Raw genomic sequence first — 12,325 nt, 5'->3', positions numbered from 1 at the left:
CATCGACCTGTGCGGATCTCGCAACGGAGAGGAAATCGCGACGGTCATCGATCTTAATGATCGACGTCGATGATCGGATCCGTAAGATCATCTCCTGACCGAGGAGGATCGATGGGATCCGTGTCGCCGAACCTCACCCGGCGCGGTTTTCTCCGTTCAGTCGGCGTCTCCGGGGGAGCCGGGGCGCTGTTCGCCACGATGGGAGCGCTCGGGCTGGCACCGACCGAGGCTCAAGCGGCCCCGCCGTTCAAGGCGCCGGGACCGTCCGACTTCACGTTGACCGGGCGATCGGCGAAGAAGGTGGTCATCCTGGGCGGCGGCATCGCCGGCCTGACCACCGCATACGAGCTCGGCAAGGCCGGCTATCACTGCACCGTCCTCGAAGCCCGATCCCGGACCGGGGGTCGCAACTTCACGGTGCGCGGCGGCACCGAGCAGACCGATCTGGACGGACACACCCAGCGCGCCAGGTTCTCCGAGGGCATCTACATGAACGCCGGGCCGGCCCGCATCGCGCAGTGGATGGTCACCATGGACTACTGCCGGGAGCTGGGCGTCCCCGTGGAGGTGTTCACGAACCAGAACGCCAGCGCCTTCATCTACAACGAGTCCGCCGGGATGACCCCGGGCAACCCGGTGCGGTACCGCACCGCCAAGGCCGACGTGAACGGCTACGTCTCGGAACTGCTGGCCAAGGCGACCGACCAGGGAGCCCTGGACGCCCGGCTGACCGCCGACGACAAGAGCCGGCTGCTGTCGTTCCTGCAGAGCTTCGGCTCGATCGGCAACAAGACCAGCGGCTACGCGTACACCGGCACCGAGCACCGCGGGTTCGTCACCGACCCGGGCGCCGGCAACGACGCCGGAGTCGTCCTCGGCCCTCCGCCGTCGCTGTCGGACGTCTTCGCGAGCAACGTCGGCCGGTACTTCTCCTTCGAGTTCGGCTACGACCAGGCGATGCTGATGTTCCAGCCGATCGGCGGAATGGACCAGATCCCGAAGGCGCTGACCCGGGCGATCGGCGCGCACCGGGTGGAGCTCGGCGCGGTGGTCACCGGGTTGACGAACTCCGCGGCCGGTGTCGAGGTGACCTACACCCAGAACGGCAAGGAGCGGCGCGTCAAGGCGGACTACTGCGTCGCGACCATGCCGCCGCACCTGATCGCCCGCATCCCGCACAACCTCGGGGCCGACGTGACCGCCGCGCTGTCCGGGTTCAGGGTCACCAACGTCGGAAAGATCGGGCTGGAGTACCGCAGCCGGTGGTGGGAGACCGACTACAAGATCTTCGGCGGGATCACCGAGACCGACATGGATCTGCAGCACATCTGGTACCCGTCCTACGGCCACCTCGGCGAGCGCGGTCTCATCATCGGGTACTACAACACGGGCAACGCGGCGAACGTCTACAGTGCACTGTCGCCGGTGGAGCGGGAAGCCCGGGCTGTCGCGCAGGGCGTGAAGATCCACGGCGAGAAGTACCGCACCGAGCTGGCCCACTCCTTCTCGATCGCCTGGCACCGAACCCCGTACCTCGAAGGCGGCTGGGTCTCCCCGACGTATTCCAGCCCGGGATACCAGTTGCTGCTGCGGCCCGCCGGCCGGGTCTACTTCGCCGGGGACTGGCTCAGCCACTCCGTCGCCTGGCAGCACGGCGCGTTCGTGTCGGCGCGCGCCGCGGTCACCGCGCTGCACCAGCGGGTCATGACCGGCTGACCGTGACGTGCCCGGAACGGTTCCCGTAGCATGCGCGGGTGATCGGACCGCCGTCCCGCCGGGGCCTGGACCTCGTCGGCCGGCTCGACTCCGGAGGTGCCACGGCGTGACCGACTATCTGGACTCGACCCGCGAGTCGTGGACCACGGTCGCCGAGGCCTACGCCGAGGAGGCCCGCAACGGGCTGGACTTCAAGCCGTTCAGCCGGGCGATGCTCGCCGTGTTCGCGGAACTGGTCGACGGCCCGGTCGCCGACCTCGGCTGCGGTCCCGGCAACACCACCGCTTACCTGCACAAGCTCGGCCTCGACGTCTTCGGCATCGACCTGTCGCCCGGCATGGTCGCCGTCGCCCGCCGCGCCCATCCGCACCTGTCGTTCGACGTGGGCACGATGACCGCTCTGGACCTGCCGGAGGGCCAGCTCGGCGGCGTGCTCGCCTGGTACAGCATCGTGAACACCCCGCCGAAGGACCTGCCCGCGGTGTTCGCCGAGTTCCACCGCGTGCTGGCTCCCGGCGGCCATCTGCTGATCGGGTTCCAGGTCCGCACCGAGACCCGGCACATCACCGAGGGCTTCGGCAGCACGGTGTCGCTCGACTTCCACCGTCAGCCACCCGAGCTCGTCGCGTCGTTGCTGCGGGCGGCCGGCTTCCGCATGGTCGCCCAGCTCCTGCGCGAGCCCGACGACACCGAACGGAGCCAGCAGGCCCACATGCTGGTCAAGAAGGACGACTTCTGAGGGCGGACCAGTCACCCGCAATTGTGCTGCAAATGGATCACAACTCCCGGCTGCGACCATCGACGCCTCAACGTCAGATGGGAAAACAATGCACAAACGACGGTGGATGTTGTGACCGATATTCTCGTGACCGGATCGGCCGACGGTATCGGCCTGCAAACAGCCCTGCGGCTCGCGGCCGACGGGCACCGGGTCGTCCTGCACGCCCGCAACGAGGAGCGGGCGGCGGTGGCCAAGGCCGCGGTTCCGGCCGCGGTCGGTGTGGTGGTCGGCGACCTTGCCTCGCTCGGCGAGACCAGGTCACTCGCGGCGACCCTGGCCTCCTTCGGGCGGTTCGACGCCGTGGTGCACAATGCCGGGATCGCCCGGCTGGACAGCTCGGAACGGGCACTGACCGAGGACGGCCTGGAATCGACGTTCCAGGTCAACGTCCTCGCGCCGTACCTGTTGACGGCGCTGATGCCACGTCCGGGGCGGCTGGTTTTCATCTCCTCGGCGCTCGCCGCCGACGGTGTCGCCGACCTGGGCGACGTGAACTACGAAACGCGCCCGTGGAATGGCTTCGAGGCGTACAGCACGTCGAAGCTGCACTGCCTGCTGCTCGCGTTCGCGGTTGCGCGGCGCTGGCCGGACGCGCTGAGCAACGCGGTGGATCCGGGCTGGGTGCGCACCAGGATGGGCGGGCCCGACGCGCCGACGGATCCGGTCGAAGCCGCCCGGACGCTGGCCTGGCTCGCAACCAGCGACGAGCCGGACGCACTGGTCTCCGGTCGCTACTTCACGAAACGCGACTGGCAGCCAACCGACGGCAGCCGCGATCCGGTACTGCTGGACGAACTGCTGGCGCTGTGCGCCGACCTGACCGGTGTACCGCTGAGCGCCGATTCGACCCCGTGAGCTGCGGGCCAGGCCGGGGTGCCGTCGTGGGACCCCGGCCTGGCCGGCCGGTGCCTGCCGGGTGCGCTACGCCTGCTGGCCGGTGCGGCCGTCGGCGGGGAGGCTGCCGCGCTCGACCAGGAACGCGCGCAGGGTCCGCTCGTCGTGCGGTGCCATGAGCTGTCGCGGGATGACCGTCGAGGCGATCCTGCCGACGTACACGACCCAGAAGTCCGGGGTCTCGACCACTCGGCTCACGCCTTCCCAGGCGATGCCCTGGCTCTCGGTGCCGCTGCGCATCATGATGTTGTCGTCGGTGATGTCGTAGCTGCCGTCGACGGCGAGCCCGGCGGCGCGACGGCGGGTGGAATGCCGCATCCACAACGGAAACAGGATGGACAGCACCCCGACGACGATGATCGTGGTGAAGACCGGGGTGGCTCCGATCCCCGTGTCGCGGTTCGGCAGCGGCACGACGAGGCCGACCAGACCGACCACCACCAGTCCCAGCCCGATGTAACGGAACTTGCGCAGATACAGGCCGCTCATCACGCCGGCGACCCGCACGGCGTAGGCGGGATCGGCGGGAACGTCGAACCGGATGTGCACGTGGACTCCTGTGGTCGGCAACGCACCAGGATACCGGGGCGTCCGGACCCGGCTACGCCACGTGGAACCGGGCGCCCAGCATGGTGTTCGCCTTGGTCGCCGCGAGCCGGTACGCGTTGTCGAGCACCCGGACCATGGTGGCGTCGGGAACGTCGGGCGCGAACTGTTCCGCCCGGCTGCCGGGGGAGGCCGACACCACCAGCAGGTAACCCTTGGCGGGGTCGTAGGCGGTGACGGTCCAGCCCGTGTTGACGCGCGGCTCGCCGACGAACGGGAGCTTGTCGACGGTCGCCGTGCCGCCGTACTGGCGCATCGCTCTGCGGTACTCGGCGAGGGCGGGATCGGCGAGGTAGTTCCCCTCGCCGGGTGCCGGCAGCACCTGGCCCAGCTTGTCCAGCGGCGGCTCGTGGATCGCCAGCCGGAGCTCGAGCGGGCGGCCGTCGCGCTGGATCGCGGCCACGGCGGTGAACACGGGCTGGGTGATCAGCGCCCCTGCGCTCGGCAGGATGCCCATCAGCCGCTTCACCATGCCCGACACGTGCGCCGGGAGGTTGTTGAACGCGACATCGCCGGCCTGCTTTTTGTCCACTCCACGACTTCCCCGGCCGGATCGGCGAAGAACCGCCGCAGCATGTCGAGGCGTCGGCGCGTTTGAGGGCGGCCTGCAGACGCTCAAGCAGGCCGGTCTGGTCGCCACCCGCCGGGAGGGGACGAAGATCTTCTACCGGCTCGCCGGCACGGCCGCCGCGCGACACGCCTCATCGACGGCGTGGTCGAGTGGCGGCTGGCCGGGCACCCGGTCGCGACATGACGCCGTGGATCACGCGGGCTTGATCGCGTGGATGCGTTCCACGGTGCCGGCCTTGAGCCGCTCGACCTCGACGATCCGGAACCCGGCCGCTTCGACCAGCGGCAGCTGGCGCCGGGTGAAGTGCTCACCGACCGCCGGGATGGTGATGCGCTCGAGCAGCCACTGCGCGGCGCGGATCGGCGGCCAGGTGCTGCCGATGTGGTCCAGCAGCAGCAACCTGCCGCCCGGCACGAGGACGCGCCGCATCTCACCGATCGCCGCGGCCGGATCGGGGATGGTGCACAGCGACAGTGCGCAGACCACCGTGTCGAAGGACGCGTCCGCGAACGACAGCCGCTCGGCGTCACCCTCGCGCAGGTTCACGGCGCGGCCGAGGTCGGTCGCGCGCTGCTCGGCGAAGCCGAGCATGGCCGGGCTCAGCTCGATCCCGGTGATCTCGGCGTCGGCCGGGTAGTGCGGCAGGTTCCGCCCGGTGCCGATCGCGACCTCCAGCACGCGGCCGCGTGCGCGCGCACCGAGCCACTCCCGGCCGCCACCGAACTGGATCTTCTCGAAGAGCGCGATCTGCCTGTCGTAGCTCGGCGCGGCCCGGTCCCAGAACCGGCGCTGTCTCGAGATCGCGGTTTCACCGGTCATCACGCTGGTCCTTCCGAGGTCGGTGGGTGGGGAAAGAACAATCCACAGCGGACGAGGCGGCCGCACCGATCACGCCCATGACTCCAGCTCGCGCAGGGCGTGCTGGAGCGGCAGCCGGAACCCGGGGCGCCGCGCGCCGACTCCGGCCCGCACCGCGACTGGCCGAGTTCGACGCCCTGTTCGCCACCGCCGTGCGGGGCGTCGAGCCGGTCGGCCCGACGCATGCCCGGATGCTGTTGACCGGCCCGGCCGGCCTGGCGGCGACGGTGCGGGACCTGACCGCGCGGGAAGCCGCGTGCTGCTCGTTCTTCACGTTCACCGTCACACCCGGGCCGGCCGCCGGCGGCGAGGCGCTGACCCTCGACGTGCGGGTGCCGGCCCGGCACGCCGACGTGCTGGCCTCCCTCACCGCGCGGGCCGGGGCGGTCTCGGCCGATCGGACGCCGTGACCGCACACGTCCCGAAATCGTCGACGCCCGCAACTGTCCATCAGAACGCCGACCGTCCCGACGGAGACCCGACATGAGCCTGCCCGTCCAGCAGTCCGCCACCAGCCACGTCGGCCACCACCGCACGCCGGTGGCCGACACCGCACCGCCGACCCGCAGCAAGATCACCGGCGGTCTTGCCGCGCTGGCCTGCGCGGCCTGCTGCGCCGTTCCGCTGCTCGTCGCCGCCGGTGTCGTCACCGGAGCGGGCGCCGCGGTGCTCGAGAAGACCCTGCTCGCCGTCGCTGCCGGTCTGGCCGCAGCCGCCTCGGGGATGTGGTGGCTGCACCGCCGCCGCAGTGCCCGGCGTGCTGCCGCCGCCGGAGCCGGCTGCGGCTGCGCAGGGTGCGGTTGACCGGGCTGCGGCGCCCGACGTAATAGTTCATCATTCCCTGTATTCATAATTTGATGTACTGTCAGCTGATGGAGACGCTGACGCACGGGCAGGTTCTCGCCCGCTTCGGCCATGCCCTGTCCGACCCGGTCCGGGCCCGGCTGCTGCTCGCCCTGCGCGAGGGACCCGGCTATCCTGCCGAGCTCGCCGACCTGCTGGGCACTACCCGGCAGAACCTGTCCAACCACCTGTCCTGCCTTCGCGGCTGCGGCCTCGTCGTCGCCGTGCCCGAAGGTCGCCGGTCCCGATACGAACTCGCCGACCCACGGCTCGCACACGCCCTGGGTGACCTGCTCGGCCTGGTCCTCGCGGTCGACCCGGCCGCGTGCCCGGCCGCCGAGGCCGACGGATGCTGCTGATGGGATACCCGCTACCGCGCGCATCGGCAGGACCGTCACCGACCCGCCGGGCCGCGCTCGTCCGGCAGGTCCGGTGGTTCGTCGCCGCGACCATCACCTACAACATCGTCGAAGCCGTTGTCGCGATCACCGCCGGCGCCCACGCCTCGTCGACGGCGCTGATCGGCTTCGGCCTCGACTCGGTCATCGAGGTCGCCTCCGCGGCCGCGGTCGCGTGGCAGTTCTCCGGCCCCGACCACCAACGGCGCGAACGCACCGCGCTGCGGATCATCGCGGTGTCGTTCTACGCCCTCGCCGCCTACGTCACCGTCGAGTCGGTCCGGGCACTGTTCGGCGCCGACCGGGCCGAACACTCCACCCTCGGGCTCATCCTGGCGGCGGTCTCCCTCGCCGTGATGCCGGTCCTGTCCGCCGCTCAACGCCGCGCCGGCCGCGAACTCGGCTCGGCCTCCGCCGTGGCCGACTCCAGGCAGACCCTGCTGTGCACCTGGCTGTCGGCGGTCCTGCTCGTCGGGCTGGCGGCCAACGCACTGTTCGGCTGGTGGTGGGCCGATCCGCTCGCGGCCCTGGTCATCGCCGCCGTCGCGGTGACGGAGGGACGTGCGGCATGGCGCGGTGAGACCTGCTGCGCGCCGGGTGTCGACGACGGCTGCGACGACGGCTGCTGCACCGGGGGTGAGCGATCGTGACCGCCGCGCCGGCACCGGGCATCTACGCCGCCGGCCCCGGTCGCCGCCGCGCGACGGACGGGCCGGTCGCGCGTCGGCCGCACGCAGCGCCGTGACCGGTCACCCGGGAGTGCGGTCGTCCGGGGCCTCGATCGTGAACACGTGGTCGACACGGGCGAGGACGAACATGCGCCAGACCTGGGGCGGCACGGTGCGCAGCGTCAGCCGGCGTCCCTGCCGCAACTGCGCCCGGTGCGCGTCGAGCAGCATGCCGATTCCCGTCGCGTCGATGCCGGTGCAGGCGGCCAGATCGACGACGAGGTGCTCGGGACGCAGGTCCAGCGCCTGCGCGAGCATCGCCTGGCAGTGGCGCAACGCCGCCACGTCCAGCCGCTCGGTGACGAGCACCTCCACGGTCGGCACGGTTGGGTCCGGCCCCACGCCCTGCGCCGGTCGTTCGGTACGCCCAAGTCCGGCCTGTTCCGCATACATTGCTGCAGCGTCTCGCCCGACTGTGGCGGAAGGTTCGCACTTCAATGGCAATCCCATGACGAAACGCGTGGGCGCCGGCGCCCGATGAACGGCACACCGCGCAGGTGAGGCGACCGCGGGCGGGCTGTCCGGCCCGGCCGCTGAATGTCGTTGGATCGTCATAAATTCGCCTGATCGTCTCCATGACCGGCGGCCAGGATGGGCGGCGGCCCGGTCGAGCGGATCTGCCAGGGAGGCTTTGTACGTGACGGCGTTGTACGCAGCCGACGGTGTCGACTTCAGTCTTGTGTGTGACGGCTGCGGCATGACCGTGGACAATCTCGGCGCCAACCTGCACAACTGGGATCTCGCGTGGAGCTTGTTCCGCAGGCACGGCTGGGTCGGCACGCAGTCGACCGGCGGCCCCCACGGCTGTCCCAGGTGCACGTCGCAGGCCACGGCGCCGTCCGATCGATGACGGGCGCCCGCCGCCGCAAGAGGTGACCTCATCCGGCACGGCGGGCGATGGTGTACAGGTCGCGGGCCGGGCCGGTGAGCTGCCGGCCGTTCGGCCACACGACCCGCAGGCTGCGCCGCAGCGGAAGTCCGGCGACGGGCACGGCGGCGAGGGTGGCGGTGGCGAGTTCCGTCGTGACGGCGAGCGAGCTCAGCACCGCCGGGCCGCTGCCGGCGGCGACCGCGTGCTTGATGGCTGTGGTGGAGGACAGTTCCAGCATCGGCGCGGCGATCGAGTCGCAGCCGTGTTCGCGCAGGGCGGCCTCAAGGGCTCGGCGGGTGCCGGACTCGGCCTCCCGGGACACCAGCGGCGTGGCGGCGAGCTCGGCCGGAGTGATGCCACGCCGGCGGCGGGTCCACGGATGACCCAGGGCGACAAGGGCGACGAGCTGGTCCTCGGCGACGGTCTCGGCATGCAGGCCGGCAGGTGTGTCCGGACCTTCGACGAAGCCGAGCCCCGCGTCGCCGGCGAGGACACGTGCGGCCACCTGCGTGGAGTTGCCCGCCTGCAGCGCCACGCTGAGATCCGGGTACGTCCGGCGTAACGCCACCAGCCAGCCGGGCAGCAGGTACTCGGCGACGGTCTGGCTGGCCGCCACCACCAGCCTGCTGTCCGCCGTGGTCCGCAGCGCGGCGGCGCCGACGGCCAGCGCCGCGGCGGCGTCGACAGCGGTCCTGGCCCAGTCCGCGACCAACGCGCCGGCTTCGGTGAGCGTGGACCCGTGCGGCGTGCGGTGCAACAGCGGGACGCCGACCTGCCGCTCCAGCTGCCGTAGCCGGGCGCTGGCGGCCGGCTGGGAGATGCGGTGCGCTTCGGCGGCGCGGCCGACGCTGCCGAGCCGGGCGACCGACAACAGCAGGTCGAAGCTGGTCAGGTCGGTCACCAGCGGCGGCAAGGGCATAACGCCAGCTTATGAGGTCAACGGCGATCACCGCCTACCGGCGCGGCCGTGGTCGCCGGACAGTGGGGACGTGACCGCCCTGCTCGACGTCCCGCCCACCGCCCGTATGCCCGGACGGCCGGACGTGTTCGCCAACCTGGGACCGAACTGGTTCGCCTCGGTCATGGGTACCGGCATCGTCGCCAACGCCGCCGCGACACTGCCGCTGCGGCTGCCCGGCCTGCGGCTCGCCGCTACCCTCGTGTGGGCACTCGCGGCCGTGCTGCTGCTCGTGCTGAGCGCGGCATGGGCGGTGCACCTGCGCCGGCACCGGGCGACCGCGCTCGGGCACGCCGCCGATCCGGTGATGGCCCAGTTCTGGGGTGCGCCGCCGATGGCGGCGATGACCGTCGGCGGGGGAGCGCTGCTGCTGGGCCGGGACTGGCTCGGCCTGCACACCGCCGTTGTCGTCGACGGAGTGCTCTGGGCCGCCGGTACCGTCGGCGGTCTGGTCACCGCGGTCGCGATCCCGTACCTCATGATGACGCGGCACGAGATCGACGCGGACGCCGCGTTCGGCGGGTGGCTGATGCCCGTCGTGCCGCCGATGGTGTCGGCCGCCAACGGCGCCCTGCTGGTGCCCCACCTGCCGGCCGGGCAGCTGCGCCTGGGCATGGTGTTCGCCGGCTACGCGTTGTTCGGCATCAGCCTCTTCGCCACGCTGATCATCGTGACCCAGTTGTGGGCCCGGCTCGTCCGGCATCGCGTCGGCCCGGCCGGGACGGTCCCCACGCTGTGGATCGTGCTCGGCCCGCTCGGCCAGTCGATCACCGCGGCCCACCTGCTCGGTGTCGCCGCCGCTGCCGTGCTTCCCGCGCCGTACAGCACCGGTGCGCAGGTCTTCGCCCTGTTCTACGGCGTGCCCGCGTTCGGGTTCGCGATGCTGTGGCTCGTCCTGGCCGCGGCCATCACCTGGCGGACGTTCCGTGCCACCGACGGCGGCCTGCCGTTCACGCTGGCCTGGTGGAGCTTCGTCTTCCCGGTCGGCACTCTCGTCACCGGTACGACCGGCCTGGCCGCGCGCGGCCACGTCGACGCCCTCGGCGGGCTGGCCGTGGTGCTGTACCTGTTCCTCGTCGCGGCCTGGGCCACGGCCGCCACCCGCACCGTGCACGGCGCCTGGCGGGGGCAGCTGTTCCGGCGGGTGTGAACTCCTGCGAGGTCATCGAGGCAGGTCGAGGGTGAATCGAGCGCCCTTGCCGGGCTCCCCGGCCACGCGCAGCTTCCCGCCGTGCGCCTCCACGACCTCCTGCACGAGGGCCAGGCCGAGCCCGAAGCGGCGGTCAGGACGACCGGTGTCGTCGGTACCGCGGGCAAAGCGCCGCATGAGCCTGCCGATCGTCGCCGGGTCGACGCCGTCGCCGTTGTCGTGGACACCGAGCAGGATCCGCCCGTCGGCGGCGTGGGCGTGCACCTCCACCCGGCCGCCGTCACCGACGTGGGCGACCGCGTTGTCGAGCAGCGCCGCGAGAGCCCGCCGAAGCGCGGACCGCACGCCGTGCACCACCGGCGCGACCTCGTCCATCCGCACGGTGAGCGTGACGTTGCGTTCGGCGGCGTAGGGCCGGAGGGACTCCACGAGGTCATGCACCAGTTCGCCGGTGTCGACCGGGGCGCCGTGGGCCGGCCGGTGCTCCAGCTCCGCCGACAGCAGCAGGTCCTCGACCACCTCGCCGAGGGCCCGGCTGTCGGCGGTCAGCCGGTCGATCTCGGCCAGCAGGGGCGACGCCGCGGGGACGGCCCTGGCCGCCCGCCGCTGAACGAGCTGGGCACGGGTGTGCAGCACCGCGAGCGGGGTGCGCAGCTCGTGGCTGGCATCGGCGACGAACCGCCGCTGCAGGGCAAGCGCCTGGGCCAGCGGCCGGACCGCCCGGCGGCCGAGCACCGCTCCCGCGACCGCCGCGGCGGCGATGCCACCCAGGCCCGCCAGGGCGAGGGAACCGACCAGCCGCTCGCCGGCCTCCTCCCGCGCGGTGACATCGAGCAGGCCGACGGTGCGTGTGCCGTCGGGCCGGTCGACGACGTAGGCCTCGTAGTGGCGCGATCCCACGTCGGCGTTGCCCCGGCCCGGGTGGAGCCGGTCCAGGTCCAGCAGGCGGGTCTCGGGCGGGACGCCCGGCCCGGTCCGCACCGTCCCGCCCGCGTCGCGGCGGAGCAGGAGCACCGCGTCGGTGCCGGCGAGGTCCGCGCCGGCGGCGAGCGTCACCGCCCGGACCGTCCGCTCCTCGTCGCGGTGCTCGGCACGAATGGTGAGCGAGAACGCCAGCACGCTCACGAGCATCACGGTGGCGGCGACGGCGGCGCTGACCTGCAGGGCGATGACGACGGTCGCGCGGCGCAACAGCCGCGTGTCGGACGAGCCGGTCATGCGGATCCGATCTGGTAGCCCAGCCCGCGCACGGTCCGTACCACCTGCTGGCCGAGTTTGCGACGCAGGTAGTGCACGTAGGTGTCGACCACGCCGGGGCTCTCCGCGGTGTCGAAGACCAGCGCGAGCAGGTCGTCCCGGCTGAAGACCTGCCTGGGGCGGACGGCCAGCGTGTGCAGCAGCGCGCACTCGCGGTCCGACAGGGCGACCGGCGCGCCGCCTGGCGGGTGGACCACACGCGTGCCCGGGTCGAGTGAACCGGCTCCGACCGGCACCCGGTCCGCGTGCTCGGCGTGGCGCCGGCGCAGCGCGCGCAACCGGGCCAGCAGTTCGGTCACGTCGAACGGCTTGGTGAGATAGTCCTCGGCCCCGGCGTCGAGACCGTCGACCCGATCTGCGACCGCGGCACGGGCCGTCAGCACCAGCACCGGCGTGACGACGCCCCGGCCGCGCAGCCGGCGCAGCAGATCGAGTCCTTCGACGGCAGGCAGCATGCGGTCGATCACGATCACGTCGTACCGCCGGCACAGCCCCAGGTGCAGACCGGCCTGCCCGTCGCGGGCCACCTCGACCCGGTAGCCCTCGTCGGTCAGCAGTTCGTCGAGCAGCCCGGCCAGCTGCGGGTCGTCCTCGACGAGCAGCAGCCGCGCGCCCTCGCCGGCCTCAGCCCGTGCGTTCATGGGGGCAAGACTGGCACGGCCTCGCTAAGGAACCTCTAAGAACCACGGGGCAT

Annotated in this window: 15 protein-coding genes; 8 read left to right on the top strand and 7 right to left on the bottom strand. The window is 72.0% G+C overall.

Features of this window, described 5'->3' with window-relative positions:
• The first annotated feature begins 111 nt into the window (after positions 1 to 111).
• From Dfulv_RS31285 to Dfulv_RS31275, 3 genes are all read left to right on the top strand, one after another.
• The gene (locus tag Dfulv_RS31285) at positions 112 to 1,716 is read left to right on the top strand and encodes a flavin monoamine oxidase family protein (protein WP_259857390.1); all 1,605 of its coding nucleotides are present in this window, start codon (positions 112 to 114) and stop codon (positions 1,714 to 1,716) included.
• Positions 1,717 to 1,822: 106 nt separating this feature from the next.
• Entirely contained in the window at positions 1,823 to 2,455 is a 633-nt protein-coding gene (locus tag Dfulv_RS31280) for a class I SAM-dependent methyltransferase (protein WP_259857389.1), read from the top strand.
• 111 nt (positions 2,456 to 2,566) lie between these two features.
• The gene (locus Dfulv_RS31275) at positions 2,567 to 3,352 is read left to right on the top strand and encodes an SDR family NAD(P)-dependent oxidoreductase (RefSeq protein ID WP_259857388.1); all 786 of its coding nucleotides are present in this window, start codon (positions 2,567 to 2,569) and stop codon (positions 3,350 to 3,352) included.
• A gap of 66 nt (positions 3,353 to 3,418) precedes the next feature.
• Here Dfulv_RS31275 and Dfulv_RS31270 read toward each other — a convergent pair whose 3' ends face one another.
• From Dfulv_RS31270 to Dfulv_RS31260, 3 genes are all read right to left on the bottom strand, one after another.
• The gene (locus Dfulv_RS31270) at positions 3,419 to 3,940 is read right to left on the bottom strand and encodes a YcxB family protein (RefSeq protein ID WP_259868458.1); all 522 of its coding nucleotides are present in this window, start codon (positions 3,938 to 3,940) and stop codon (positions 3,419 to 3,421) included.
• Positions 3,941 to 3,992: 52 nt separating this feature from the next.
• Positions 3,993 to 4,529 (bottom strand): hypothetical protein, encoded by a 537-nt coding sequence (locus Dfulv_RS31265; protein WP_259857387.1) that lies wholly within the window; start codon positions 4,527 to 4,529, stop codon positions 3,993 to 3,995.
• Between the two features lie 231 nt (positions 4,530 to 4,760).
• Positions 4,761 to 5,387: a class I SAM-dependent methyltransferase gene (locus Dfulv_RS31260; RefSeq protein ID WP_259857386.1), complete on the bottom strand. Its 627-nt coding sequence runs from the start codon at positions 5,385 to 5,387 to the stop codon at positions 4,761 to 4,763.
• 77 nt (positions 5,388 to 5,464) lie between these two features.
• Between Dfulv_RS31260 and Dfulv_RS31255 the strand changes: the two genes are divergently transcribed.
• The 4 genes from Dfulv_RS31255 to Dfulv_RS31240 all read left to right on the top strand — a co-directional run bounded on the left by Dfulv_RS31255 (position 5,465) and on the right by Dfulv_RS31240 (position 7,317).
• The gene (locus Dfulv_RS31255) at positions 5,465 to 5,836 is read left to right on the top strand and encodes a hypothetical protein (protein ID WP_259857385.1); all 372 of its coding nucleotides are present in this window, start codon (positions 5,465 to 5,467) and stop codon (positions 5,834 to 5,836) included.
• Positions 5,837 to 5,909: 73 nt separating this feature from the next.
• Positions 5,910 to 6,230: a hypothetical protein gene (locus Dfulv_RS31250; protein ID WP_259857384.1), complete on the top strand. Its 321-nt coding sequence runs from the start codon at positions 5,910 to 5,912 to the stop codon at positions 6,228 to 6,230.
• 68 nt (positions 6,231 to 6,298) lie between these two features.
• Positions 6,299 to 6,628, top strand: coding sequence for an ArsR/SmtB family transcription factor (locus Dfulv_RS31245; RefSeq protein ID WP_259857383.1), 330 nt, complete (start codon positions 6,299 to 6,301; stop codon positions 6,626 to 6,628).
• A complete protein-coding gene (locus tag Dfulv_RS31240) occupies positions 6,628 to 7,317 on the top strand; it encodes a cation transporter (protein ID WP_259857382.1) in 690 nt (229 codons plus the stop codon). The genes Dfulv_RS31245 and Dfulv_RS31240 overlap by 1 nt, the downstream gene beginning before the upstream one ends.
• Before the next feature lie 99 nt (positions 7,318 to 7,416).
• On the opposite strand, the gene Dfulv_RS31235 is transcribed toward Dfulv_RS31240, so the two are convergent.
• Both Dfulv_RS31235 and Dfulv_RS31230 read right to left on the bottom strand, forming a co-directional pair.
• Positions 7,417 to 7,719 carry an STAS domain-containing protein gene (locus tag Dfulv_RS31235; RefSeq protein ID WP_259857381.1) on the bottom strand — a complete coding sequence of 101 codons (303 nt, stop codon included), beginning with the start codon at positions 7,717 to 7,719 and terminating at the stop codon, positions 7,417 to 7,419.
• 554 nt (positions 7,720 to 8,273) lie between these two features.
• Positions 8,274 to 9,185, bottom strand: a complete 912-nt coding sequence (locus Dfulv_RS31230; RefSeq protein ID WP_259857380.1) for a LysR family transcriptional regulator — start codon at positions 9,183 to 9,185, stop codon at positions 8,274 to 8,276.
• Positions 9,186 to 9,255: 70 nt separating this feature from the next.
• Here Dfulv_RS31230 and Dfulv_RS31225 point away from each other — a divergent pair, with 70 nt between their 5' ends.
• Complete coding sequence (locus tag Dfulv_RS31225; RefSeq protein WP_259857379.1) at positions 9,256 to 10,374, top strand: TDT family transporter; 1,119 nt, start codon at positions 9,256 to 9,258, stop codon at positions 10,372 to 10,374.
• Between the two features lie 12 nt (positions 10,375 to 10,386).
• Here Dfulv_RS31225 and Dfulv_RS31220 read toward each other — a convergent pair whose 3' ends face one another.
• Both Dfulv_RS31220 and Dfulv_RS31215 read right to left on the bottom strand, forming a co-directional pair.
• Positions 10,387 to 11,592 carry a sensor histidine kinase gene (locus tag Dfulv_RS31220; RefSeq protein ID WP_259857378.1) on the bottom strand — a complete coding sequence of 402 codons (1,206 nt, stop codon included), beginning with the start codon at positions 11,590 to 11,592 and terminating at the stop codon, positions 10,387 to 10,389.
• A complete protein-coding gene (locus Dfulv_RS31215) occupies positions 11,589 to 12,272 on the bottom strand; it encodes a response regulator transcription factor (protein WP_259857377.1) in 684 nt (227 codons plus the stop codon). Before Dfulv_RS31215 ends, Dfulv_RS31220 begins: the two co-directional genes overlap by 4 nt.
• Between the last annotated feature and the right edge of the window lie 53 nt (positions 12,273 to 12,325).

The organism is Dactylosporangium fulvum, from assembly GCF_025137375.1.
Taxonomy (GTDB): domain Bacteria; phylum Actinomycetota; class Actinomycetes; order Mycobacteriales; family Micromonosporaceae; genus Dactylosporangium; species Dactylosporangium fulvum.
The sequence above is the reverse complement of the archived record's forward strand: the minus strand, read 5'-3'. Positions and strand labels throughout refer to the sequence as shown.

Bases quoted from the DNA above. Each gene is read 5' to 3' on its own strand.
- Dfulv_RS31230 (WP_259857380.1), bottom strand. From the start codon at position 9,185: ATGCCCTTGCCGCCGCTGGTGACCGACCTGACCAGCTTCGACCTGCTG.
- Dfulv_RS31215 (WP_259857377.1), bottom strand. From the start codon at position 12,272: ATGAACGCACGGGCTGAGGCCGGCGAGGGCGCGCGGCTGCTGCTCGTC.
- Dfulv_RS31240 (WP_259857382.1), top strand. From the start codon at position 6,628: ATGGGATACCCGCTACCGCGCGCATCGGCAGGACCGTCACCGACCCGC.
- Dfulv_RS31220 (WP_259857378.1), bottom strand. From the start codon at position 11,592: ATGACCGGCTCGTCCGACACGCGGCTGTTGCGCCGCGCGACCGTCGTC.
- Dfulv_RS31245 (WP_259857383.1), top strand. From the start codon at position 6,299: ATGGAGACGCTGACGCACGGGCAGGTTCTCGCCCGCTTCGGCCATGCC.
- Dfulv_RS31255 (WP_259857385.1), top strand. From the start codon at position 5,465: ATGACTCCAGCTCGCGCAGGGCGTGCTGGAGCGGCAGCCGGAACCCGG.
- Dfulv_RS31260 (WP_259857386.1), bottom strand. From the start codon at position 5,387: ATGACCGGTGAAACCGCGATCTCGAGACAGCGCCGGTTCTGGGACCGG.
- Dfulv_RS31285 (WP_259857390.1), top strand. From the start codon at position 112: ATGGGATCCGTGTCGCCGAACCTCACCCGGCGCGGTTTTCTCCGTTCA.
- Dfulv_RS31250 (WP_259857384.1), top strand. From the start codon at position 5,910: ATGAGCCTGCCCGTCCAGCAGTCCGCCACCAGCCACGTCGGCCACCAC.